We start from the raw sequence: 26,430 nt of genomic DNA, 5'->3' as shown, positions 1-26,430 counted from the left end.
TTCTCAAAGTCCAATTACAACGCCATTTTGCCTATTGCAGATATCAATACATATTTAAAACTTTAAAACAAATCCTAAAATAAAATTATGTATGAGGTGAGAGAAAATGAAATTTAGTACTGTTGAAGAATGTGTAAAAGATATAAGAAATGGAAAAATGATTATTATTGTTGATGATGAGGGAAGAGAAAATGAAGGTGATTTAGTTATTCCAGCAGAGAAAGCAACTCCTGAAAATGTGAATTTTATGATTAAATATGCAAGAGGACTGTTGTGTGCACCTGTAGAAGAAGAAATAGCATTAAAATTAGGATTAAATCCTATGGTTGAAAAAAATACAGACAATCATGAAACAGCATTTACAGTAGCTGTTGACTACATAGATACAACTACTGGAATTTCAGCATTCGAAAGATCTGACACTATAAAAATGTTAGTACAAAGTGAAAGACCACAGGACTTTAGAAGACCTGGACATGTATTTCCTCTTATAGCAAAGAAAAAAGGTGTATTAGAAAGAACAGGACATACAGAAGCTTCAGTAGATTTAGCGAAAATTGCAGGCTTTAAAGGAGCTGCTGCAATATGTGAAATAATAAAAGATGATGGAAGTATGGCAAGAAGAGATGATTTAATAAAATTTGCTAAGGAACATGATTTGAAAATATTAACTATAGAAGAATTAATAAGATATAGACTAAGAAATGAAAGAAGTGTTACTAAAGAAGTGGAAGCAAAACTTCCAACAAAATATGGAGACTTTAAGGTTATAGGATTTAAAGAAAATGATAGTGAAAAATGTCATTTAGCTTTAATAAAGGGAGATATTTCAGGAGAAGAACCAGTACTTGTTAGAGTTCATTCAGAATGCTTAACCGGGGATAGTTTAGGATCAAAAAAATGTGATTGTGGAGAACAATATGATGCAGCTATGAAAATGATCGCACAAGAAGGAAGAGGTATTTTACTGTATATGAAACAAGAAGGAAGAGGTATTGGTCTTTTAAACAAATTAAAAGCATATTCACTTCAAGATGAAGGATTAGATACAGTTGAAGCTAACTTAGCTTTAGGATTTGCACCAGATTTAAGAGAATATAAATCTAGTGCAGATATGTTAAAAAACTTAGGGATAAATAGAATTAAATTAATAACAAATAATCCGGAAAAAATAGATGGACTTAGAGAAAATGATATTGATGTAGTAAAAAGAATTTCTATAGAAATGCCATTAAACAAAAATGATGAATTTTATTTAAAGATTAAAAAAGAAAAAATGAATCATTTATTAAATATATAATTATTAGGCTATGTTTTAGCAGAGCGTTGATATATGCATAAGCAAAGTGGGCGAAGTAATTAAAAAAGTAAAAAATTAGGAGGAATTAATAATGAATATTTTTGAAGGACAATTAGTTGCAGAAGGATTAAAAGTTGGAATAATAGTAGGAAGATTCAATGAATTTATAGGTAGTAAGCTTTTGGATGGAGCTATAGATGGACTTAAGAGACATGGAGTAAATGTAGAAGATATAGACGTAGCTTGGGTACCAGGAGCATTTGAAATGCCATTAATAGCAAAGAAAATGGCAAAAAGTCCTAAATACGATGCAGTTATATGTTTAGGTGCAGTAATAAAAGGATCAACATCACATTACGATTATGTTTGTTCAGAAGTTTCTAAAGGAATTGCAAATGTATCATTAGAAACTGGAAAACCAGTAATGTTTGGAGTGCTTACAACAAATAATATAGAACAAGCCATAGAAAGAGCCGGAACTAAAGCAGGAAATAAAGGCTATGAATGTGCAGTTGGTGCAATTGAAATGGCTAATTTAATAAAAAAACTATAATGAGATGACAAATTAATATATACAGAATAGAATAATTCAACCTCGTTAAATATATACAAGCTAAAAATAAAAAGCTTAATATATTTAACGAGGTGATTTTTTGTTATTTTTTATTAACCATATCTAATAATATTCTTTAATTTAATTAGGAACTATAAGTTCAACATTATAATTATTAAAATAATCAATATATTTGGCTGAAGGACACTTATCTGTAATTAGATAATCTAGATCTTTTACATCACAAAAGGTCATTAAAGAGACTATATTAAATTTTGAACTATCTGCAAGTAAAAATGTTTTATGACTTTTAGAAACAGCTACTTTCTTTATTTTAAATTCATTAGGTGAGGTGTGAGTAAGGCCATTTTCTAATGAAATTCCAGTACAAGCCATAAAAGATTTATTTATATTATAAGTTGATAAGACATCACTAGAAGTTAGCCCAGTAAAAGAAAAAGTAGTTCTATTAAACCTACCAGATAAACATATTATATCAATATTATCATGAGGAATTGCTTTTAAAATAACATTAATACTATTGGTAAATAACGTTATATTATCTTTATCATTTAAATAATCAATTATATTTAATGTGGTAGTACCAGAATCTATGAATATAGAATCCCCATCTTCAATAAATTCAGCAGCTTTTTTAGCAATATCTATTTTAGCACTATTATTTTTTATTGTTCTTTCTTCAAATGGAAGCAGCTCATTACTTTGAGTATTTACTGTAACGCCCCCATATACTTTTTTTATTACGCCTTTATCAACTAAGGCATCTATATCTCTACGAATTGTATTTTTTGACATCTTAAATTCTTCGCAAAGTTTATCTATTGATACGGTTCTATGTTTATAAATAAATTCTTCTAATAAATCAAGTCTTTTTAAACGCATCTAAATACCCCCTTTTTATTTTATTTCAAAAATATGGAATCTAATATTAATTATAAACTATGAAATTATAAAGTAAAAGACATTATCATCATTATACCATAAATATCCTTAAAATTTAAAAAAAGTAAAAAATATACAAGGAAAATATTGACAATCAGAAAACAGGTACTTATAATATAACCATAAGATAACAAGAAGTTAATCATAAGATACCTGAAAGGAGACGGTAAAATGTCAAATGAATTCATAATTCCAAATAAAATTTTAACAGGGAAAAATTCATTAGAAGATAGTGTAGAAGATTTAAAATTATTTGGTGGAAAAGTTTTAATAGTTACAGATAACATTATGGTTAAGTTAGGTAATGTACAAGCTGTAATTGATATTTTAGATAAAGAAAAAATTAATTATTTTATATATGACGAAATAAATGGTGAACCAACAGATGTGATGATAGACAGAGGTGTAGATTTATATAAAAAAGAAAATTGTGATTACTTAGTAGCTGTTGGAGGGGGAAGTTCAATAGATTCAGCTAAAGCAATAGCAATGATGGTAAATAATGAAGGCAAAATATCTGATTATATGGGAAAACAAATAGAAAACAAATTACCACCAATAGTTGCAATACCAACAACTGCTGGAACAGGATCTGAGGCAACAAAGTTTACTATAATTTCTGATACTAAAACTGATGTAAAGATGTTAATAAAGGGAAGTTCATTAATGCCAACATTAGCAATTATAGATTCAAGATTTACTATGACAGCACCACCTAAAATAACAGCTGCAACAGGATTAGATGCATTAACACATGCTATAGAAGCTTATACATCTAAAAAGTCTCAACCACTTTCTGACACATTTGCACTATCAGCAATAAAGAAGATATTTAAATATTTGCCAATAGCATTTAATGACGGAAAGAATGAAGAAGCTAGAACTCAAATGGCAATTGCAGCATTAGAAGCAGGAATCGCTTTTAATAACTCATCAGTAACAATAGTACATGGTATGAGTAGACCAATAGGAGCATTATTCCATGTACCTCATGGAATATCAAATGCTATGTTATTAAAGGAATGTTTTAACTTTGCATTAGATGGGGCTTATATTAAATTTGCAGATCTTGCTAGAGCCATTAGAAGATCTAATGAAGAGGAAGAGAATGAAATAGCAGCTAGAAAATTTGTAGAAGAAGTGGATAAGCTTTGTAAAATCTTATTTATACCTACTTTAAAAGAGTATGGAATAGATAAAGAAAAGTTTTTCAATAATTTAGATAAAATGGCTAAGGATGCACTAGAAAGTGGAAGTCCTCAAAATACTTTAAAAACAGTTAAACATGATGATATTGTCGAAGTTTATAAATCCCTTTGGAGGTGATGAAGATGCCATTAGTAAGTATGAATGAACTATTACTAAAAGCAGACAATGAAAATTATGCAGTTGGAAGTTTTAGTGTAGCTAATATGGAAATGATAATTGGTGCTATAAAAGCAGCAGAAGAATTAAATTCTCCAATTATATTACAAATAGCAGAAGTGAGATTAAAATATTCACCATTAGATATAATAGGGCCATCAATGATAAAAGCAGCAGAAAAAGCTAAAGTACCTGTAGCTATTCACTTTGACCATGGCTTAACAATAGATAATATAAAAAAAGCATTAAGCTTAGGGTTTACTTCAGTAATGATAGATGGATCATCTCTAGATTTTTTAGAAAATATAAAGATAACGAGCTTAGTAGAAAAATTGGCTAGAGATTATGGAGCTGCTGTTGAAGGTGAAATTGGCCATGTTGGCGGTAGTGAAGACGGTAGTGAAGATATAAATATAAAAGTTACTGATTTAGACGAGGCTAGGCAATTTATAAATGAGACTGAAATAGATGCTCTTGCAGTAGCAATAGGAAATTCTCATGGAGTTTATAAAGGTGAACCTAAATTAAGATTTGATATTTTAACAAAACTACATGATAACTTAAAAATACCATTAGTATTACATGGTGGATCAGGAATATCAGAAGATGACTTTAAAAAATGTTCAACTATGGGAATAAGAAAAATAAATATAGCAACTGCAACTTTTAATAAAGTAAGAGATTGTGTAAAAAATCTAAATAGTAATTCAAAAGACTATGATTACTTTACTTTGCATGAGACTGAAATACAAGGGGCATATGAGAATGTAAAGAAACATATAAAAATTTTTGGTAGTGAGAATAAAGCATAAAAAATGTAATTTTAGCTAGGGATAGATAACGATTACACTAAGCGTTATAGAAATATAACATAAGGAGGTTTTAAAAGATGGGGTATATTAAATTTCAAAAAGATAGAAAATTTGAGATAGTTCCTATTGGAAGAGTAGCAATTGATTTTAATCCAACAGATATAAACAGACCACTTTCAGAAAGCAAGACTTTTAAAAAATATTTAGGGGGATCACCAGCTAATATAGCAGTTGGGCTTTCAAGACTTGGCAAAAAAGTTGGATTTATAGGTAAAGTTTCAAAGGATCAATTTGGAAAATTTGTAGTTGATTACTTTAATAATGAAGGAATAGATACTTCACAAATGAAGTATGCAGAACATGGAGAGTCTTTAGGGCTTACATTTACAGAAATAGCAAGTCCAACAGAAAGCAGTATTTTGATGTATAGAAATGGAATAGCTGATTTAGAGTTAGATGTTAATGAGATAGATGAGGAATATATAAAAAATACAAAAGCAATAGTAATATCGGGAACAGCACTTGCTAAAAGTCCATCTAGAGAAGCTGCATTAAAAGCATTAGAGCTTGCTAAAAAGAATGACACAGTTGTAATTTTTGATGTGGATTATAGAGAATATAACTGGAAAAATAAAGATGAAATAGCTATTTATTATTCAATAGTTGGAAAGCAAAGTGACATTATTATGGGATCAAGAGAAGAATTTGATTTGATGGAAAGCCTAATTGTTAAGGAAAAAAGTACAGATGAAGAAAGTGCTAAAAGATGGTTAGATTTTGGTAATAAAATAGTTGTAATTAAACATGGAAAAGAGGGTTCTACAGCTTATACTAATGACGGAAAATCATATAAAATTAAGCCATTTCCAGTAAAATTGTTAAAATCATTTGGTGGTGGAGATGCATACGCTTCAGCATTTATATATGGAATATTAGAAGAATGGGATATTATGGATGCTCTGGAATTTGGAAGTGCTTCAGCTGCTATGTTAGTAGCAAGTCATAGTTGTTCTGAAGATATGCCAACTGTAAAAGAGATAAATGAATTTATAAAAGAAAAGAAAGAACAGTATGGAGAAATGATAGCAAGAGGTTAAAGGAGTGATAATGAAATGGTTCATGAATTACATGATTTGCAATATGGTGAAAATATATTATGTGAAATTAACGGTAAAAATAAAGAAATGCTAATGGATATTGTAGTTGAAAAATTAAGAAAAGATGAAATAAAGGAGTACAACAATGCTGATAAAGAAATAGCAGTACTTCTTCTAACAGGAAAAGTTAAAATAGCTTGGAATAAAGATTTTGAAATAATAGAGAGAAAATCTGTTTTTGATGAAGATCCATGGTGTTTACATGTCCCTAGGAATGTAAAAATAACAGTTGAATGTTTAGAAGAAAGTGAGTTAATAATACAAAGCACAGATAATCAAAATGATTTTGAAGCAAAACTATATTCACCTGAGAAGTGTAGAAGTGATATTTTTGGTGAAGGAACTTGGAATGGAACTGCAAGAAGAATTGTAAGAACCGTATTTGATTATAACAATGCACCATATTCTAATATGGTAATTGGAGAAGTTATAACATTTCCAGGAAAGTGGTCAAGTTATCCACCACATTATCATCCACAACCAGAAGTATATTTTTATAAATTTAACAAAGAACAAGGCTTTGGATTTTGTTTAAATGGAGATAATGCATATAAGATCTCTAATAATAGTTTTTCAACAATAACAGGTGGAGATGTTCATCCACAAACATCAGCACCAGGATATGCAATGTATTATTGTTGGATGATTAGGCATCTTGAAAATAATCCATGGACTGACAGGATAGATGTAGAAGAACACAAATGGCTTTGGGATAAAGATGTTAAAATATGGCCTGATAAATAACAAAGAGAAGGTGAATTTATGAAGAGTACAAAAATGACAACAGCACAAGCATTAGTAAAATTTTTAGATAATCAATATGTTTCTTTTGATGGAAAAGAAGAAAAGTTTGTTCATGGAATATTTACTATCTTTGGTCATGGAATAGTGGTTGGTTTAGGACAAGCACTTGATGAGAATCCAAGAGGTTTAAGAGTTTATCAAGGAAGAAATGAGCAAGGCATGGCACATGCAGCAACAGCATTTGCTAAGCAAAATAATAGAAGAAAGATCATAGCTTGTTCTTCATCAATAGGACCAGGAGCTGCAAATATGGTCACAGCAGCAGCAACAGCAACAGTAAATAATATACCATTACTTTTATTTCCAGGTGATTCATTTGCAACTAGACAACCAGATCCAGTACTTCAACAAATTGAGCAGTCTTATAACCTTGGAATCACTACAAATGATGTATTTAAGCCTGTATGCAAGTATTGGGATAGAGTAAATAGACCTGAACAATTAATGTCTGCAATGATCAATGCAATGAGGGTATTAACTGATCCAGCTGAAACAGGCGCAGTATGTATAGCACTTCCACAGGATGTTCAAGGAGAAAGTTTTGAGTTTCCAGAATACTTCTTTAAAAAACGTGTTCACAAAATTACTAGACCTTTAGCTGTAGAAGAGGAATTTTATGAATGTTTAAATATAATGAAAAATAAAAAGAAACCTATAATAATTTGTGGCGGAGGAGTAAGGTATTCAGAAGCTGGAGATGCCTTATCTAAATTTGCTAATAGATTTAATATACCTATAGGTGAAACACAAGCTGGAAAAAGCTCAATAAAATCAAGCGATCCTATGAATTTAGGTGGTATTGGAGTTACAGGAAATTTAGCTGCAAATATCATAGCTAAAGATGCTGATTTAGTAATTGGAGTTGGTACAAGATTTTCAGATTTTACAACTGCATCAAAATCATTGTTTAAAAATCCAGATGTAGAATTTGTAACAATTAACTTATCAAAATTTCATGCTAGTAAATTGGACTCATGTAATATGGTTGGAGATGCTAAAGAATGTTTAGAATATCTTCATAAATTACTTGAAAAAGAAAATTATATTTCTTCATATAAATACGAGATAAAAAATGCAAAAATGGTATGGAAAGAAGAAATGAAAAGACTAACTAATATAAAATATGAAGAGAATTTTGAGCCAATTATAAAATTTAGAAATAAAGAAAGCTTAGAAGAATTTAAAAAATTAACTGATACAACAATAACTCAAACATCTGCATTAGGGTTAATTAGAGAATGTATTGATGATGATGCAATTATTGTTGGAGCATCAGGAAGTTTACCAGGAGATCTTCAAAGAATGTGGGAAACAGAATCTTTAAATTCTTATCATATGGAATATGGATATTCATGCATGGGATATGAAATAGCGGCAGGATTTGGTGCAAAGTTAGCAGATCCAGAAAAAGAAGTTTATTCAATTTTAGGTGATGGAAGTTATTTAATGTTACATTCAGAACTTATAACTTCAATTCAAGAGAATAAAAAAGTAAATGTATTATTATTTGATAACTGTGGATTTGGTTGTATAAATAATCTACAAATGTCTAATGGAATAGGAAATTTAGCAACTGAATTTAGATATAGAAATGATGAAACAAATAAACTTAATGGTAAATTAATACCAATAGATTTTGCAAAAGCAGCTGAAGGATATGGTTTAAAAACATACACAGCTAAAAACTTAGAAGAATTAAAGAATGCATTAATAGATGCAAAAAAACAAAAGGTTTCTACTTTAATTGATATTAAAGTATTACCTAAAACTATGACTGATGGATATGAATCATGGTGGCATGTAGGATTAGCTGAAGTATCAAAAAAAGAATCTGTTAATAAAGCTTTTGAAAATAATAAAAAAGTATTAAAAAGTGCAAGAAAATATTAAAAGGGAGATGTTTTTTATGTTAAAAGTTGGAATCATTGGAGCAGGAAGAATAGGTAAAGTTCATGGAGAAAGTATTTCTAAGTACGTTAAAAATGCAGAAGTAAAGGCAATAGCAGATGTATTTTTAAATGATGATACTAAAAAATGGGCTAAAGAAATGGGAATAAATAATGTTTATAATGACTACAAGAAAATTCTTGAAGATCCAGAAATAGATGCGGTACTTATATGTTCATCAACAGATACTCATTCACCAATTTCTATAGAAGCTATAAGAGCTGGCAAGCATGTATTCTGTGAAAAGCCAATTGATCATGAACTAAGTAGAATTAAAGAAGTTATAGATGAACTTAAGAAATCAAATGTTAAATATCAAGTTGGATTCAATAGAAGATATGACCATAATTTTAAAGTAGTTAGAGAAGCCGTTGTAGAAGGTAAAATTGGAGAACCACACATTCTTAAAATAACTTCAAGAGATCCAGAACCACCATCAATAGATTACGTTAAAGTTTCAGGTGGACTATTCCTTGATATGGCTATTCATGATTTTGATATGGCAAGATATCTTTTAGGAAATGAGGTTGAAGAAGTTTATGCAGCAGGAAATGTATTAGTAGATAAAGCTATTGGAGAAGCAGGAGATATAGATACTGCAATAGTTACATTAAAAATGGAAAATGGCGCAATGGCTGTAATTGATAATTCAAGACAATCAGCTTATGGATATGACCAAAGAGCAGAAGTATTTGGATCACTTGGACAAGTAGCTGTAGCTAATGACTGTACTTCAAGTGCAGTTGTATCAACAAAGGATGGAGTAAATGGAGAAAAACCACTATTCTTCTTCTTAGAAAGATATATACAAGCTTATGCAGAAGAAATAACTGAATTTATTGATGCAATTGTAAATGATAAAGAAGTTTGTGTAAATGCTGATGATGGATTAAAAGCAGTACTAATAGGTAAGGCAGCAACAAAATCTTTAAAAGAAAATAGACCTGTTAAGATATTAGAAATTCAATATTAATATTAAAAGAAAATATATATTTAATGCTTAAAAATTCTGTATATAATTTATGAAAGAATAGTTTAATATTTCGTGAAATTTTAGGGGGAATTAATATGTTTAATAGGGACAAAGTTAAAATAGGAATATGTCCAATTGGTTGGACTAATGATGATATGCCAGACTTAGGGAAAGAAAATACATTTGAACAAGCTGTGAGTGAAATGGCTCTTGCAGGATTTAAGGGTACTGAAATCGGAAATAAATATCCTAAAGATGTAAAGGTTTTAAAAAAGGCTTTAGAAATGAGAAATCTTCAAATTGCAAGTGCTTGGTTTAGCTCATTTTTAACTACTAAACCTTATGAAGAAACTGAAAAAGAATTTATAGATCATAGAGATTTTTTACATGCAATGGGTTCTAAAGTTATAGTAGTTTCAGAACAAGGTCATAGCATTCAAGGACAAATGGAAACATCTATATTTGATGGAAAGCATCATTTTAATGAAGAAGAATGGAAGCTATTAGCCCATGGACTTAATAAATTGGGACAATTAGCAGCTGATAAAGGAATGAAGATTGTTTATCATCATCATATGGGAACTGGAGTGCAAACAACAGAAGAAATTGATAAGTTAATGAGTGTTACTGATGAAAATTTAGTATATTTATTATTTGATACAGGTCATTTAGTGTACTCAGGTGAAAATCCAGTTGAAATACTAAAAAAGTATGTTCACAGAATAAAACATGTTCATTTAAAAGATATAAGACCTGAAATTGTGAGTAAGGTTAAAAATGAAAAATTAAGTTTCTTAAAAGGTGTAAGAGCTGGAGCATTTACAGTTCCTGGAGATGGCTCAATAGATTTTGAACCAATATTTAAGATATTAGCAGAAAATAATTATGAAGGATGGTTAATGATAGAAGCAGAACAAGATCCATCTATTGCAAATCCTCTTGAATACGCAATTAAAGGAAGACAGTATATAAAAGAAAAAGCTAGTATTTAAAGCATTTAATTTATCATTTTATCTTTAGGATTCCATGTTATATTTTATAATAATTAGTATTTTATAAATATATATAATATGGAATCCTTTTATCTTAAAATAGAAGGAGGATTGAAAATGTTTACGTTAATTACCTTTATATTTTTTGTAGTTTTAGTAGGTGTAATATCATTTTATAAGACTAGAGGTTCTAACACTGAATCAGCAGATGGATATTTTTTAGCTGGCAGAGGATTATCAGGTGTTGTAATAGCCAGTTCAATAATGCTTACCAATTTATCAACAGAACAAATAATAGGGCTAAATGGACAAAGTTATATGACTAATATGGGACCAATGGCATGGGAAGCTACGGCTTGTGTATCATTAGGAATTTTAGCTTTAATATTTTTACCTAAGTACTTTAAAAGTGGAATTACAACAATACCAGATTTTTTAGAGGAAAGATATGATTCAACAACAAAAAGAATAGTATCGTTGTTGCTTCTTTTAGGATATATAGTAACATACATTCCTACAGTATTGTATTCAGGTGCTATAGTTATAAATAAAATATTTGGAATATCAGATATTTTAGGAATAACAACTTTTCAAGCAATAGCAATAACTGGATTTATGATATCAGTAATAGGTTGTATATATGCAGTATATGGTGGATTAAAACTATGTGCTGTATCAGATACCATTAATGGAATAGGTCTGCTTGTGGGTGGATTAATGGTACCTGTACTTGGAATAATATCAGTTGGACATGGGAATTTTGTAGATGGATTTAATGTTTTACTAGCCAATCCTCAAAAATTAAATGCAATAAATCCAGCAAATTCCCTATCTCCACTAGTTCCATGGCCAGTTTTAATGACTGGATTATTATTTAATAATTTATTCTATTTCTGTACAAACCAATCAATTGTTCAAAGGGCTTTAGGTGCTAAAAATTTAGAAGAAGCACAAAAAGGCGCTATATATGCAGGATTTTTAAAATTAATAGGACCTTTCTTTTTAGTATTACCAGGTGTAATTGCATTTGCTAAGTATGGAACAAGATTAGAAAATGCAGATATGGCATATCCTACATTATTAATAGATGTATTACCAAAACCATTATTAGGATTTTTCGCTGCAGTTTTATTTGGAGCTATTATGAGTTCATTTAATGGAGCGTTAAATAGTTCGGCTACTTTATTTACATTAGATCTTTATAAACCACTTATGAAACCAAAAGCTAGTGATAAAGAATTAGTTCATATTGGTAGAAAATTTAATATAATAATTGCAATAATAGCTACATGTGTTGCACCATTTATATTATATGCACCTACGGGATTATATGGATTTTTACAAGAATGTTTTGGTTTTTATAATGTACCGATTTTAGCAGCTGTAGTTGTAGGATTTTATTCTAAAAGAGTTCCTAAGATTGCACCTAAAATTGCATTTTTTGTTCATATAGCTTTATATACATTATCAAAATTTTTAATAAAAGATGTTCATTTTCTTTACGTATTGGGAGTTTTATTCCCAACATGTGTAATCGTTATGCTTATAATAGGAAAATTAAATCCTAGAGAAACCGATTTTGTACAAGAAAATAAAGCAGTAGTTAGTTTAACACCGTGGAAACATGCTAAATTAGCTACTGGAATTATGGTAGGAACAATGTGTTTAATATACTTAATTTTCTCACCACTAGGAATAGGTCAGTGGTAAAATATTAATTAGGCACAATCAAAAAATAACAAGTCCATTTGCTAGTTATTTTCCATCATGCTGCGTCGTTAAATTAACCTAATAGACACGCTATGAGGACAATTAATCTTCTTGACTGATGAAAAATATCCATTGCAACTTTAGACTTGTTATTTATTTTCATGCCTCTTTATTTGAAATTAAGAAATATAAAATTTAAAAACATTAAATAAAACTTAAAACTAAAAAATATATTTGGGTAAGAATAAATAAGTAAATAATAAAGTAGAAAGTCAGGAAAAAATTATAGGTAGAATTTTAAATTCAAAACTTCCAACTCTCATATCTACACTTTAAATTAAATGTGCGCTATAAATCATCAACATCTTGCTCTTCACCATATCTAACAGTTCCATCAGAACTAAAACTATCTTTTTTATCATATTGAATAAATGAGCCATCATTTGGTTCTTTGGACTTTTGAGCACATTTACTACAAGATTGTGCTTGCGTATGTAATAAATCAACAAGTTTTTTTATATTATCCATATTAAAAATTACTCCTTTCCTATAATAGTTTTAGTATTACCAAGTATTTAAATTATAGTATTATAAGATATATAATTTAAACATATAAAAATATGTAAATAATAAATTTTGCCATTAGTAAATTTCATATGCTATAATTGAAATATATAAACAGAGTTCTCAGCCTTAGATTAGGTTGTGGTTAATCTTAAATTAAAAAATCGTTATGTAAAGATATATAGTTAATACTCCTACTTGTAGAAGTAGGAGTATTAACAGAGTCTATTTTCTGGATAAAAATTATCATATAATTTGACCATATACATTTGATTGGAGAGATATTATGTCTTATGAGAAAAACAGGGGATGCTTAGAAAGAATAACTAATATTTATAGTGAATTAAAAGGCGCAGAAAAAAAAGTTGCACAGTATGTATTAGAAAATCCTAAAAATATAATTCATTTTTCAATAACAGAATTAGCGGAAGTAAGCAAAGCTAGTGAAGCAACTGTATTTAGATTATGTAGTAAGCTTGGTTATAAGGGATATCAAGATTTAAAAATTAATCTAGCTGGTTCTGTAATAGAACCAATAGACAATATTTATGAAGAAATAAAAGAAAATGATGATACATATATCATCATGAGAAAAATAATGAGTTCTAATATAAATAGTATTGAAAGTACGTTAAAAATAAACAAAACTGAAGATTTAGATAAAGCAATTGATATAATATTGAATGCTAAAAAGATAATGTTTTTTGGAATGGGAGGATCTTGGACTATTGCAAATGATGCTTATCATAAATTTATTAGAACAGGAATAGATTGTGCTACTTCAAGTGATTCACATTGGCAAGTTATGTTTTCTTCTATAGCAAATAGTGGTGATGCTATTATAGCTTTTTCAAACTCAGGAAGTAATAAAGAACTAGTTGAAAATATTAATTTAGCGAAAAAAAGAGGTATTAAAATTATAGCCATTACTGGAAATGAAAAGTCACCTCTTGCTAAAGTTGCAGATTTACACTTAATAGCATATGGAAATGAATCTATGTTTAGAAGTGAAGCCATGGAATCTAGACTTACTTCATTAATGATAGTTGACTGGCTTTATGTAGGAGTAGCAATTAAAAGAAAGGATAAGACATTAGACAATTTAGAACGCATAAGAAATGGTATAGCTAGTAAAAGATTTTAGTTAACTTTATTACTATATTACAAAGCAAAAGGCTATTTTAAATAAATAATAAATAATAAATAACAAATAATAAATAATAAATAATAAATAAATGGCTATCTCAAATTAATAAAGATATCTTTTGAGATAGCTTTAATTTTAATATATTAATGAAAAAAAGTTTCGCAAAAATAAATTTTTAGATACGAATATGTCAAAATAAAAAAAAATTTCAAAAAATCTATATTTTTTATTGTATTACTAGATAATAGGTGCTATAATTTCATTAAAGAAAATTTTCTTTATAAATAACGAAAAAATAAGAAAAAAACAAATATACGAAAAAAAATTTCTTAAAATGTATTATAATTTGAGAAGAGGGGAAGAGGTATGAAGTACTTAATAGGAGTTGATATTGGCACAACTAGTACTAAATCAATAGCATTTGATATGGAGGGGAATGTTTTAACAAAATGTAATATAGAATATCCTTTATATAATCCATATCCATCTTGGAGTGAGCAAAATCCGGAAGAAATTTTCAGAGCAGTGTTAAATGGGATTAAGCATGTAGTTCAAGAAAACGATATCAAAAATAATAAATTGTTAGGAATATCATTTAGTAGTGCTATGCATAGCGTAATAGCAATAGATAAGGCAGGAAATGCTTTAACTAACTGCATAATATGGGCTGATACAAGAAGTAATAAGTATTCTGACGAATTAAAAAATAGTGACATAGGACAAGAAATTTACATGAGAACAGGTACACCAATACATCCAATGTCACCACTATGTAAATTATGTTGGTTAAGAGATAATGCTAAAGATGTATTCAATAATGCAGAAAAATTTATATCAATTAAAGAATATATATTCTTTAAATTATTCAACCAATATATAGTGGATTATTCTATAGCTTCAGCAACAGGTATATTTGATATTTATGATCTTAAGTGGAATAAAAAAGCATTAGAATATATAGGAGTTTCAGAAGAAAAATTTTCAAAACCTGTACAAACAACTCATGTAGTTAATGGATTAAGTGATATTTATGCAGACTATATGAAAATACCAACAGAAACTAATTTTATAGTTGGAGGAAGTGATGGATGCCTTGCCAATCTAGGTGCTAATGCAATAAAGAATGGAGATGCTGCTGTAACTATAGGTACCAGTGGAGCGATAAGAGTAATATCTAAGAAGCCTAAAAATGATATATCTAGAAGAATATTTAGTTATATTTTAACAGAGGAACATTATGTTTTAGGTGGTGCAGTGAATAATGGAGGAATAATTTATAGATGGTTTAGGGATAATTTTTCATCAGTAGAAACTGAGGCTGCAAAATCATTAAATATAGATCCATATGATATTTTAAATTTAGAAGCTTCAAAAGTTAAAGCAGGAGCAGAAGGACTTATATTTTTACCATATTTGCTAGGAGAAAGAGCACCACATTGGGATGCAAATTCCAAGGGAGTATTTTTTGGTGTTAATATTAAGCACAAAAGAGAACATTTTTTAAGAGCAGTGCTTGAAGGAGTAATGTATGGAATATATGATGTTGGAAAAGCTCTAGAAGAAACAACTGGACCGATAAATACAATATATGCAACTGGTGGATTTGTAAGATCAGAGTTATGGGTACAAATATTAGCTGATATATTTAATAAAAAAGTTGTTATTGCAGAAAGTTATGAGAGTTCTTGCTTAGGTGCAGCTATAATTGCTATGAAAGCTTTAAATATGATTAAGAATATTGAGCAAATCGAAAGTTTGATTCCGACATCAAAAGTATTTGAACCTAATATAGAAAATCATAAAGTTTACATAGAAAATTTCAAAATTTACAGAAAATTATATGAGAAGTTAAAAGATGAATTTCTAGAAATAAATAATTTACAAGATTAAAAGTTTTGAAATGGAGGGATTTATATGCCATTATTAATAGTTGCTATAGGAGTTGCATTATTACTATTATTGATGATTGGATTTAAATTAAATGGTTTTATATCACTAATTTTAGTTTCACTTACAGTTGGTATAATGGAAGGAATGCCAATAGTTAATGTAGTAAGCTCTATAAAATCAGGTGTTGGAGGAACTTTAGGAAGTTTAGCTCTTATAATTGGATTTGGAGCTATGCTAGGTAAACTTATGGCTGATAGTGGAGGAGCACAAAGAATAGCTATAACATTAATAAAGAAATTTGGTAAAGAAAAAATACAATGGGCAGTAGTTATTACAGGGTTTGTTGTAGGATTTGCATTATTTTATGAGATAGGTTTTGTTTTACTTATACCACTTGTATTTACAATAGCAGCTGAAGCTGAAATACCACTTTTATATATAGGTGTACCTATGGCTGCAGCACTATCAGTAACTCATGAATTTTTACCACCGCATCCAGGACCAACAGCTATAGCAGGAGTTTATAATGCTGATATAGGTAAAACTTTATTGTATGGTGCAATACTTGGAATTCCAACAGTAATACTTTCTGGACCAGTATTTACAAAGTTTTTAAAAGGAATGGAGCATCCTATCCCTAAAGGATTATATAATCCAAAGATATTTACAGAAAAGGAAATGCCAAGTTTTGGAATAAGTGTATTTACAGCATTAATTCCAGTTATTTTAATGGCAGTACAAGCTATAAGTAAAATGACTCTTTCTGGTGATTCACAAATAGTTAAAATAACAGGATTTTTTGGAGATCCAGTAATTGCATTATTAATTTCAGTTATTGTAGCTATATTCACTTTTGGATTAAACAGAGGCAAAAAAATGCCAGAGGTTATGCAAACCGTAAGTGAATCAATTAATACAGTAGCAATGATAATATTAATCATTGGCGGTGGTGGTGCTTTAAAGCAAGTTCTTGTTGATAGTGGAGTGGATAAATATATTGCAAGTATAATGCAAGGTAGTAGTATATCACCACTTTTACTAGCTTGGTTAATCGCCGCAATACTAAGAGTTGCATTAGGATCAGCTACAGTGGCAGCTATGACAGCAGCTGGAATAGTAGCACCACTTATAAGTGCAACTGGAGTTAGTCCAGAGTTAATGGTAATTGCAACAGGAGCAGGTAGTTTAATATTTTCTCATGTTAATGACCCTGGATTTTGGATATTTAAAGAATATTTCAATTTATCAATTACTGAAACATTAAAGTCTTGGTCTGTAATGGAGACAATAATTTCAGTATGTGGACTTGTAGGAGTTTTAATTTTAAATGTTATTATTTAAAATGTTATTATTAAAAAATATAGTAAATTAAATATAAGAGGAGCGATAGTTATGAACGTAGGAATAATTGGACTTGGAAAGATGGGATTTAATATAGCATTAAATTTGCTAAACCATAATCATTCAGTAGTGGCATATGACTTAAGTGATGAAAGTGTTAATAATATTTCAAAAGAGGGAGCAAAAGGTGTTAATAGTATTGAAGATTTAGTTAAACAGCTTCCAGAAAGAAAAATCATATGGTTAATGATTCCATCAGGAAAAGCAGTTGATAGTACAATAGAAGAAATAATAAAATATATAAATCCTAATGATATAATAATTGATGGAGGTAATTCAAACTATAAAGATACCCTAAGAAGATATAAGTTTTTAAAAGAAAAGGGAATTGACTTTATTGATTGTGGAACTAGTGGAGGAACTAGTGGTGCTCTTAATGGTGCATGTACAATGATTGGAGCAGAAGAAGATGTGTTTAAATATTGCGAAGAGTTATTTAAAGACTTATCTATTCAAGATGGATATTTACATGTTGGAAAACCTGGAAGTGGACATTTTACTAAAATGGTTCACAATGGAATAGAATATGGAATGATGCAATCAATAGCAGAAGGATTTGAAATTCTTTCTAAAAGTGAATTTGATGTAGATTATGAAAAGGTAGCTAAATTATGGAATAATGGTTCAGTAATAAGAGGATGGCTTATGGAATTAGCACAATCAGCTTTTAGTAAAGATAAAGACCTAAGTAGTATAAAGGGAATAATGAATTCTTCAGGAGAGGGAAAGTGGACAGTAGAAACTGCATTAGATTTACAAGTACCTGCACCTGTGATTGCATTATCATTAATGATGAGATATCGTTCACTTGAAGAAGATACATTTACAGGTAAGGTTGTTGCAGCCTTAAGAAATGAATTTGGTGGACATGAAGTAAAAAAGAATAAATAAAAATATATTAAGAGATTTCACATAATGATTTTTTTAATAATTATGTGGAATCTCTTTTTTAATTAAGAAAAATTATTACTGTTATATTTTTTAGATTAGTAATATTTACAAAATATCATCATAAAATTATATAGGTATAAATTTAATTAGGAGAGAATGATATGGATTTAGAATATTATGATAAAAAGTTTTTAGAAAATAAAAAAATAATATTAGAGAAAATAGATCAAGGAAAGCAAGCAGGAATAAACAAGGTGTCAGCAGTATTTGCTATAAATGAAAATGATGAAATGAAAAATAAGATGGTAAAAGAAATAGCTACATGGCTAATGGAAGATGGATATAAAATATCTCTTAAAGAAGATGAATTAAAGATATTAGTAATAGAATGGGACTAGTATTATATTTATATAAATATAGTAGTATAATTATATTATTAAAAGTTTAAACTTTTATGAAAAAAGAATTATATGAGGTAGATAAAATGAAAAAAAATAAAGTAGTAGATTTAGAGAAGATGTCATCATCAAAATTTTTAAATATGTATAAAATTCAGTATCAAAATAAATTAGGAAATATAAAGGACTGGATTGTTGCATCTAGAAAAAGCGAAGAAACATTAAAAAATCGTTATTTTAATGGCACAGAAGACAAGATAGATGGGGTAGTTATAGCAGCTTTTCATAGAGAAGAAAAAAAGTTAGTTATAATAAAGCAATATAGAGTGCCAATAAATGATTATGTTTATGAACTTGTAGCAGGTCTTGTAGATAACAATGAAGATATAAAAAGTACTGTTAAAAGAGAATTAAAAGAAGAAACAGGATTAAGACTTTTAAATATAACTGAAAAAGGAAATAATAAGCTATATATATCACCAGGAATGACTGATGAAGCATTAGCATTTGTTTATTGTACATGTGATGGTGACTTTTCAAAAGAGTATCTAGAAGAAGATGAAGATATAGAAACAATGCTTGTATCTCAAGAAGAGGCAAAAGAGATTATAAAAAGTAAAAATAATATAGATGTGAAGTGTTTTTTAATTCTACAAAGTTTTGCAGAATTAGGAGAAAAAATGTTTATAGAAGGACATTAAAGTAATGTAAGGTTACATAGTATTTATTATAGGATGAAAATTTTAAGAATGTTTTATTTTAGTAGAGTGTTGATATATGCAATAGGCAAAATGGCATTTTAATTGGATTTTGAGAATAGTTAATGAGTATTCCTAAGTTAAATTATTTAGTCCAATTTTTTTATGCGTATATTAATATTTATACTAAAAAATAACCATAAAAAAATGCAGAAGTGAAAAAACTTCTGCATTTTTGTTTTATATATTAATGAATAAAACCTTGGATTAAGAAGTAAATAAGGAAGATAGCAGATGTGATACACATAGTTACTGATAAATATTTCTTCTTATTACTAAATAATTTACATATAGGATATAAAATAAATCCAAAGGCTATGCCATCTACAATACTATAAGTTAATGGAATTAAAATTACCACTATAAATGCTGGTATTAACTCTGTTAAATCATCAAAATTTAATTGTTTTAGATTTTGGAACATTAAACTTCCTATGATAATAAGAATTGGAGCTAATGCTGCATTTGGAATTATTGATATAAATGGTATAAAGAACAATGAAAGTAAAAATAATAATCCAGTTATTATTGATGTTAATCCAGTTCTTCCACCCGCTGCAATGCCCGCTGCTCCTTCAACAGTAGAAACAGGAGGACAAGTTCCTAAAAAGCCATATGCAATAACAGAAAATCCTATTGATGTTAAAGCTTTTTCAGATTTTTCTGGAGTCTTTAACATTCCATTTAATTGACCATGCAATAATCCTATATTTTCAAATATTAAAACTAATGTTAATGAAAATGTAGAAATCCAAAAGTTTGGAGTTAGTATAGCACTAAAGTCAGGATTAAAGAATATATCTTTATAAGCTCCGAAATTAGGAAGTGAAAACGTAAGATTACTTATATCTACAATTCCCATAAATATAGAAATAATTGTACCTACGATAATTGAAATCAAGAATGCACCAGGTACATTTCTAATAAACAATATTAATGTAATAATCATAATTATTATGAATGCTATAACTTCAGGACTAGTTATATCTCCAAGCTTTAATAAATTAGAAGAATCAGATACTATAAGACCTGATTTTGATAATCCAATAAGTGTAATAAAAAGTCCAATACCAACTGTAATGGCTTCTTTTAAATTATTTGGAATAGCTTCAGTTATATTTTTAGCAAGTGGAGTAAGTGCAACTATTGTTAATAAAATTCCTGATACTATTACTGATGCTAGTGCTTGATAAAACGTAAGCCCTAAAGTTTTTACAACAGTGTAAGTAAATAGTGCATTGATTCCCATACCGGGCATAATGATTAGAGGAGCATTACTAACAAACCCCACTATAAGACAACCTAGTAACGAAGATAGAACCGTTGCGATAATTAATGGTTCAATAGGTATGCCCGAATCACTTAGTATGCTAGCGTTTACTATAATAATGTATACAGCAGCAAAAAATGATGTAAGTGCGGCTATAGTTTCCCTCCTTATTGTAGAATTGTGTTCAGTTAATTTAAAAAATTTATTCATCCTTTCGACCAACTTTCAAAATCTCCCTCGCCCACCCGCACAAAAAGTGCAAGTCTATTATATCATCCATAATAAAAAATTCAATATAAATGTATATTGAAAATATTTTTTTGGCAAACTAAAAAGTTATTTTAATATATAAATTTTCATATAATTTCATAATTTATTATTTCTGTGTTGCATAAAATAAGAAATTATGAAAATAATAGTGAAATTTTTAGAAAAATGTATAATTTTCGGAAAAACATAAAACTTTTAATATTTTAATTTATATTATATTAAATTAATGATAATAAACGTTTTTAATAAATTAAATTATTAAATATTATATAATATATATGTTGAAGATATTAAGAGGTTATAAATTTGTTTATCTAAAATAATATTTTATAACTATTATGTGCATTTAATATAAAAATTACTTAAGGTATTCAAGATAGTTATATTTTAGCAAATTTAAAAAGTAAAGATATAGATTTACTATTCGATAATAAATGGGGTAAAATAGTTTTTTTATAATAAATATACAAAAAAGAAAAATTAATTAAATAGGGGATGATGATATGAATGAATATATCTACAGAAAACATTTAAGAAATCCAGGTAAATATTTATTATTAATGATGGGGTTTGTTTTATCAATATTAATAGAAACTGGCATAATATCATGTCTTAAATCAATAAATGAAGATATGTTAATTTTTGCTGGAATTTTTGCAATTATAGCATTAGCTATATTGACTATAATAGGATTAGAATATTTATTACTTTATTTTGTAATGTTTAGGAAATTTAAAAAGGTTAGTGTAGAACTTACTGATTCAGGAATAATATATAAAAATATTAAAGGAACAACTTTTATTAGATATGAAGAAATACAAGCTATACAATTTCCATCTATAAGGTATTTTGGAGGATGGACAAAAATTAAAAGTAAAGAAAAAAATATTAGATTAACTGTTGTATTAGAAAATATAGAGCATTTTATGCAAGATTTAAAATGTATATTAGATGAAAAAAATTTAAGTCATGTGTATAATGATAAAAAATTATATAACTTTAGGAAAACAGCTACATATAGTGATCAAAGTTGGGAAAGAGTATATGAAAAAATAAAAAGTTTATCAGTTACATATTTTATAGGTATATTAATTTCAATATTATACTTAGGATTTATTAATCTTTATGCAACACAAATAATTTTCCAATTATTAATTACATTATATCCTTTTTTTGCATTTATATTTAGTGAAATAATTTTAGGATTCAAACTTTCTAAAGATATAAAAACAAGCGGAAAAATAATTACAAAAAGAAATAAAGAATTTGAAAATAGAGTATATAAATATACATCTATAGTTCTAGGAATTTTAACTTTATCAATACTTATAATTTCAATGATATAAATGATACTTAATAAGAAATTTAACTATTTAATTTATATAATACAAAAGAAATTTTAGATATTCAAAAAACATAATATTAAATAAATAATGAAAATTATGATTAATATTATTAAAAAGTGATATAATTTCTAATAGATTATAAAATTATAATTATTGGAAAAGAAGGGTTTGAATAGTGAATTTTGAATTAGAAAAAATAAAAAAAATTAATTTAATATTGAATTCATTATGTATTTTTAAAGATTTACTTAATGATGATGTAATTAGTTCTTATAAGGAGTTAATAAGTTATTTAAATAAGAACGAATTTGATATTAATAATTTACTTAATTACTATAATACTTTTACATATAATCTTATAGAAAAATCAGAAAAACTATCTATAAGGAAATATATTATTGATAAAATTCTTATGGAGGATAAAGTATTTAAAAAGATCATATCTAGTAATGATTTAACTAATAAATTAATAACTAAACAAACTAAATATGAACTTACATTATTGGAAGAATTATCAAACACAAAAAGTGAAGACATAAAGAGAGCTATTTTAGAAAAAGGGTTTTTATCAGAATTTGAAAAATCAATTATTAAAAATTTAATTACTTGGAATGAAGATATAAAAATTAAAACTGAAGATAATAAAATAGAAAATAAAGTAAAGCAAAAATTATTTAGCAATAAAAATTGGGACACTTTATTAGAGGAGATAATAGAATTTTATAATAAATATGGAATTGAAGAGATTAATTAATAATTATAGATGACTTTATTCATTAGTTATAGGTAGAAATCTAAAAAACTGCAATATAAGTAATAAAATACAAAGGATAACTTCTTTTCTTTGAGTAAAAATATTAAAGAAAGGAAGTGGAGTTTATGTCTAAGAGTAAAAAAGACAAGTTAATACAACAAACAGGAAATCTATCTCAGTCAAAAGTTAAATCATATCAAGAGAATAAAGAATATCTTGATCGAACTAAAATAGAAACTAATAATACTAATAATAAATTTTTCTGATTTTTAAATGTTAAATAATAAAACTAGAAAAACTGAAGTAATCATTGAATTTGCATTACTTCAGTTTTTATTTATTATGAATTTAAAGCAAAATTATTTAATTATGCAAATGAAGTTTATAATTTATTATAATAAATATTCACAAAGTCCCCAAAAGATTAAAAGGATACCTGAAAATACATAAAAATTTTTAGTTAACCAACTTAAAAAAGAAAATTTTGTTATAAAATTTCCAATCAAAATCATTAATATACTTATTATGAAACTAAAAAATATACTCAAAGTTATGCTTATATTAAGAAGTCCTGCAATTAAGCCTAATAATATATTTGTTTTTGAAAGAAAAATAGATAATGATAAGGTATCTTTAAAACTTATATGGCTAGAATTAGCAAATGGTGACATGTTTCCCTCTTTCAATAGCAAACCAAATCTTGAGTTGTCTTCTACATAGTAAGATGTATCTTCATTACGACTTTTCTTTTTTAGTCTTATATGTTCAACAAAAAAGTAAGTCCCTATAAATATTAAAAGTATGCATCCAAATGGAATTACTATTTCTTTTAATAAAAGTTTACTAATTAATTCTCCAATACCCATAGAAATAAATGTTGCAAATGTTGTAATAATTGAAATAATTAAAATTTGTGCTTTTTGTATAGATATTTTTTTTAAGCTACAAAAACTTGAAACTCTAAAAGTATCTAAATGTGATGAAAGTGATAATAATAAAGGAGAAAAAATATTCATAGATTACCTCAAAAAGATTGATTTAATAATAATATATTCAAAAGTTTTAAAAATGACAAAAAGTAACACTAATAGTATAACTAAAGAGGTTGTTGATAATTTTATAAAAAATGAATAAAATAATTAACGATATACATAGGAAATACAATAAATATTTTACAAATAGTTAAAAAAGTGGTAATATAACTTTAAGTTTTAATAATATAAAGAGGTGTTTTAGATGGGGTTAAGAAAGTAGACAAAAAAATTATTTTTATTGTGAAGTTATATGGTGTTGTTGAGGGACTGTTTCTCATTAGAAAGTAGCGATAAGTAGTAATCTTAAAAACTTATTTTATTTGGGGAGATGATTTAATGTTAAATTATAAAAAATATAGAAGATTTGAAACAGTTAAATTAAAAGAAAGACAATGGCCAAATAACCTAATTGAAAAGGCACCTATTTGGTGTAGTGTTGATTTAAGAGATGGCAACCAAGCTCTTATAAATCCAATGACAGTAGATGAAAAAATAGAGATGTTTAAACTTCTTGTAAAATTAGGATTTAAAGAGATAGAAGTTGGATTTCCATCAGCATCGCAAATAGAATATGACTTTTTACGAAGATTAGTTGATGAAAAACATGTTCCAGATGATGTGATATTACAAGTTTTAACACAAGCTAGGCCACATTTAATAAGAAAAACTTTTGAAGCAATAAAAGGTTTGAAAAAGGCTGTTGTTCACATATATAATTCTACATCAGTACTTCAAAGAGATGTAGTATTTAATATGAGTAAAGAGGAAATTAAACAAATAGCTATAGAAGGAACCAAATTAGTAAAAGAATATAAAAAAGACTTTGATGGAGAGATATTTTTAGAGTATTCACCAGAAAGTTTTACAGGAACTGAAGTTGATTATGCATTAGAAATATGTGATGCTGTTGCTGATGTATGGGAAGCAAGTGAGGATAATAAGATAATTATAAATCTTCCATCCACTGTGCAAATGGACACTCCTAATATATATGCAGATCAAATAGAGTGGATGTGCAGAAATTTTAAAGATAGAGATAGAATAATCTTAAGCGTACACCCTCATAATGATAGGGGTACAGGCGTTGCAGATGCAGAATTAGCACTTTTAGCAGGAGCTGATAGAGTGGAAGGAACTTTATTTGGAAATGGTGAAAGAACAGGAAATGTTGATATTTTAAATATTGCATATAATATGTTTTCTCATGGGATAAACCCTAACTTAAATTTAGAGAATGTTAATGATATAATTGATATCTATGAAAGATGTGTAAAAATACCAATACATGTAAGACATCCATATGCAGGAAAACTAGTATTTACAGCATTCTCAGGTTCACATCAAGATGCTATAAATAAGGGGATGAAAAAGTATCAAGAAAGAAACAATGGCATATGGGAAGTACCGTATTTACCAATTGATCCAGGTGACTTAGGAAGAGAATACGAAGCATTAGTTAGAATAAATAGTCAATCTGGTAAAGGTGGAGTTGCATTTATTATGGACCATTGTTTTGGATTTAAACTTCCAAAGACAATGCATAAAGAATTTGCATGTGTTATACAGAAGTTGTCTGAAAAGATAGGAGAAATTTCTCCAGATGAAATAATGAAGCAATTTGAAAAAGAATACTTAGATATTGATGAACCATTTAAATTGATTAATTATACAATCACAGATATAAATAATGGAGATTCTAAAGCTGATACTAAAGTTAAGGTTTTATTAAAACATAAAGGTACGAATTTAGAACTTGAAGGCTTAGGAAATGGACCTATAGATTCATTAAAAAAAGCATTGGTTTCAAGTAATTTAATAGATACAAAGATTATAGATTATACAGAACATGCTTTAAGTACAGGATCTGAAGCAAAAGCTGCGTCATATGTTTATATGGAAAGAATCGATATAGATAAAAAGACTTTTGGCGTTGGTGTAGATAGCAATATCACAAGAGCTTCAATTAAAGCAATATTTAGTGCTATAAATAGACTATATTCAAAAAAATAATAGTAGAATATTATTTTATAATAAAATAACTTTTAATAAACCTGAAAGAATATCAAATGGAATCTTTCAGGTTTATTTATGATAAAATTTAATATTGAATATAAATGTAAATGATTAAGAA

The 26,430-nt window shown here is 27.6% G+C and carries 24 protein-coding genes; 20 read left to right on the top strand and 4 right to left on the bottom strand.

The window, feature by feature from the left end:
* Positions 1-106 precede the first annotated feature (106 nt).
* Both NG904_RS05120 and ribH read left to right on the top strand, forming a co-directional pair.
* Complete coding sequence (locus NG904_RS05120) at positions 107-1,300, top strand: bifunctional 3,4-dihydroxy-2-butanone-4-phosphate synthase/GTP cyclohydrolase II (RefSeq protein ID WP_252212832.1); 1,194 nt, start codon at positions 107-109, stop codon at positions 1,298-1,300.
* A 91-nt stretch (positions 1,301-1,391) separates the two neighbouring features.
* Entirely contained in the window at positions 1,392-1,853 is a 462-nt protein-coding gene (gene ribH, locus NG904_RS05115) for a 6,7-dimethyl-8-ribityllumazine synthase (protein WP_252230291.1), read from the top strand.
* Between the two features lie 141 nt (positions 1,854-1,994).
* On the opposite strand, the gene NG904_RS05110 is transcribed toward ribH, so the two are convergent.
* Entirely contained in the window at positions 1,995-2,756 is a 762-nt protein-coding gene (locus NG904_RS05110; RefSeq protein ID WP_252212830.1) for a DeoR/GlpR family DNA-binding transcription regulator, read from the bottom strand.
* A gap of 231 nt (positions 2,757-2,987) precedes the next feature.
* Here NG904_RS05110 and NG904_RS05105 point away from each other — a divergent pair, with 231 nt between their 5' ends.
* From NG904_RS05105 to NG904_RS05070, 8 genes are all read left to right on the top strand, one after another.
* Positions 2,988-4,142, top strand: a complete 1,155-nt coding sequence (locus NG904_RS05105; protein ID WP_252230289.1) for an iron-containing alcohol dehydrogenase — start codon at positions 2,988-2,990, stop codon at positions 4,140-4,142.
* A gap of 5 nt (positions 4,143-4,147) precedes the next feature.
* Positions 4,148-4,993: a class II fructose-bisphosphate aldolase gene (locus NG904_RS05100; protein WP_252230287.1), complete on the top strand. Its 846-nt coding sequence runs from the start codon at positions 4,148-4,150 to the stop codon at positions 4,991-4,993.
* Between the two features lie 77 nt (positions 4,994-5,070).
* A complete protein-coding gene (gene iolC / locus NG904_RS05095; RefSeq protein ID WP_252230285.1) occupies positions 5,071-6,090 on the top strand; it encodes a 5-dehydro-2-deoxygluconokinase in 1,020 nt (339 codons plus the stop codon).
* 15 nt (positions 6,091-6,105) lie between these two features.
* On the top strand, positions 6,106-6,894 hold the full coding sequence (locus tag NG904_RS05090; protein WP_252230283.1) for a 5-deoxy-glucuronate isomerase: 789 nt from the start codon (positions 6,106-6,108) through the stop codon (positions 6,892-6,894).
* Between the two features lie 18 nt (positions 6,895-6,912).
* Entirely contained in the window at positions 6,913-8,844 is a 1,932-nt protein-coding gene (gene iolD, locus NG904_RS05085) for a 3D-(3,5/4)-trihydroxycyclohexane-1,2-dione acylhydrolase (decyclizing) (RefSeq protein ID WP_252230281.1), read from the top strand.
* A gap of 16 nt (positions 8,845-8,860) precedes the next feature.
* The gene (gene iolG, locus NG904_RS05080) at positions 8,861-9,874 is read left to right on the top strand and encodes an inositol 2-dehydrogenase (RefSeq protein ID WP_252230280.1); all 1,014 of its coding nucleotides are present in this window, start codon (positions 8,861-8,863) and stop codon (positions 9,872-9,874) included.
* A 95-nt stretch (positions 9,875-9,969) separates the two neighbouring features.
* Entirely contained in the window at positions 9,970-10,866 is an 897-nt protein-coding gene (gene iolE / locus NG904_RS05075; RefSeq protein ID WP_252230278.1) for a myo-inosose-2 dehydratase, read from the top strand.
* A gap of 117 nt (positions 10,867-10,983) precedes the next feature.
* On the top strand, positions 10,984-12,576 hold the full coding sequence (locus tag NG904_RS05070) for a solute:sodium symporter family transporter (RefSeq protein WP_252212823.1): 1,593 nt from the start codon (positions 10,984-10,986) through the stop codon (positions 12,574-12,576).
* Positions 12,577-12,924: 348 nt separating this feature from the next.
* On the opposite strand, the gene NG904_RS05065 is transcribed toward NG904_RS05070, so the two are convergent.
* Entirely contained in the window at positions 12,925-13,104 is a 180-nt protein-coding gene (locus NG904_RS05065; RefSeq protein ID WP_252212822.1) for a hypothetical protein, read from the bottom strand.
* Between the two features lie 322 nt (positions 13,105-13,426).
* On the opposite strand from NG904_RS05065, the gene NG904_RS05060 reads away from it, so the two are divergent.
* The 6 genes from NG904_RS05060 (at position 13,427) to NG904_RS05035 (ending at position 19,568) form a co-directional block, all read left to right on the top strand.
* Positions 13,427-14,284, top strand: a complete 858-nt coding sequence (locus NG904_RS05060) for a MurR/RpiR family transcriptional regulator (protein ID WP_252212821.1) — start codon at positions 13,427-13,429, stop codon at positions 14,282-14,284.
* Positions 14,285-14,653: 369 nt separating this feature from the next.
* Entirely contained in the window at positions 14,654-16,177 is a 1,524-nt protein-coding gene (gntK, locus tag NG904_RS05055; protein ID WP_252230277.1) for a gluconokinase, read from the top strand.
* A gap of 24 nt (positions 16,178-16,201) precedes the next feature.
* On the top strand, positions 16,202-17,518 hold the full coding sequence (gene gntT, locus NG904_RS05050) for a gluconate transporter (RefSeq protein ID WP_252230275.1): 1,317 nt from the start codon (positions 16,202-16,204) through the stop codon (positions 17,516-17,518).
* Between the two features lie 51 nt (positions 17,519-17,569).
* Positions 17,570-18,469, top strand: a complete 900-nt coding sequence (gene gnd, locus NG904_RS05045; protein ID WP_252212818.1) for a phosphogluconate dehydrogenase (NAD(+)-dependent, decarboxylating) — start codon at positions 17,570-17,572, stop codon at positions 18,467-18,469.
* A 161-nt stretch (positions 18,470-18,630) separates the two neighbouring features.
* Positions 18,631-18,867: a hypothetical protein gene (locus NG904_RS05040; protein WP_252212817.1), complete on the top strand. Its 237-nt coding sequence runs from the start codon at positions 18,631-18,633 to the stop codon at positions 18,865-18,867.
* A gap of 86 nt (positions 18,868-18,953) precedes the next feature.
* Positions 18,954-19,568 (top strand): NUDIX hydrolase, encoded by a 615-nt coding sequence (locus NG904_RS05035; protein ID WP_252230273.1) that lies wholly within the window; start codon positions 18,954-18,956, stop codon positions 19,566-19,568.
* A gap of 244 nt (positions 19,569-19,812) precedes the next feature.
* Here the strand turns inward: NG904_RS05035 and NG904_RS05030 are convergent, their stop codons facing one another.
* Positions 19,813-21,105 carry an NCS2 family permease gene (locus NG904_RS05030; RefSeq protein WP_252230271.1) on the bottom strand — a complete coding sequence of 431 codons (1,293 nt, stop codon included), beginning with the start codon at positions 21,103-21,105 and terminating at the stop codon, positions 19,813-19,815.
* 563 nt (positions 21,106-21,668) lie between these two features.
* On the opposite strand from NG904_RS05030, the gene NG904_RS05025 reads away from it, so the two are divergent.
* The 3 genes from NG904_RS05025 (at position 21,669) to NG904_RS05015 (ending at position 23,531) form a co-directional block, all read left to right on the top strand.
* Positions 21,669-22,511: a hypothetical protein gene (locus NG904_RS05025; protein WP_252230269.1), complete on the top strand. Its 843-nt coding sequence runs from the start codon at positions 21,669-21,671 to the stop codon at positions 22,509-22,511.
* Positions 22,512-22,686: 175 nt separating this feature from the next.
* Positions 22,687-23,265 (top strand): hypothetical protein, encoded by a 579-nt coding sequence (locus NG904_RS05020; RefSeq protein WP_252230267.1) that lies wholly within the window; start codon positions 22,687-22,689, stop codon positions 23,263-23,265.
* A 125-nt stretch (positions 23,266-23,390) separates the two neighbouring features.
* Positions 23,391-23,531 carry a hypothetical protein gene (locus NG904_RS05015; protein WP_252212802.1) on the top strand — a complete coding sequence of 47 codons (141 nt, stop codon included), beginning with the start codon at positions 23,391-23,393 and terminating at the stop codon, positions 23,529-23,531.
* Positions 23,532-23,657: 126 nt separating this feature from the next.
* On the opposite strand, the gene NG904_RS05010 is transcribed toward NG904_RS05015, so the two are convergent.
* A complete protein-coding gene (locus NG904_RS05010) occupies positions 23,658-24,281 on the bottom strand; it encodes an MntP/YtaF family protein (RefSeq protein ID WP_252230265.1) in 624 nt (207 codons plus the stop codon).
* 354 nt (positions 24,282-24,635) lie between these two features.
* Here NG904_RS05010 and leuA point away from each other — a divergent pair, with 354 nt between their 5' ends.
* Entirely contained in the window at positions 24,636-26,309 is a 1,674-nt protein-coding gene (gene leuA / locus NG904_RS05005) for a 2-isopropylmalate synthase (RefSeq protein WP_252226344.1), read from the top strand.
* Positions 26,310-26,430 lie beyond the last annotated feature (121 nt).

The organism is Clostridium sp. ZBS15 (genome assembly GCF_023845705.1).
GTDB classification, from domain to species: domain Bacteria; phylum Bacillota; class Clostridia; order Clostridiales; family Clostridiaceae; genus Clostridium; species Clostridium aquiflavi.
This window is presented reverse-complemented; position numbering and strand designations above follow the sequence as displayed.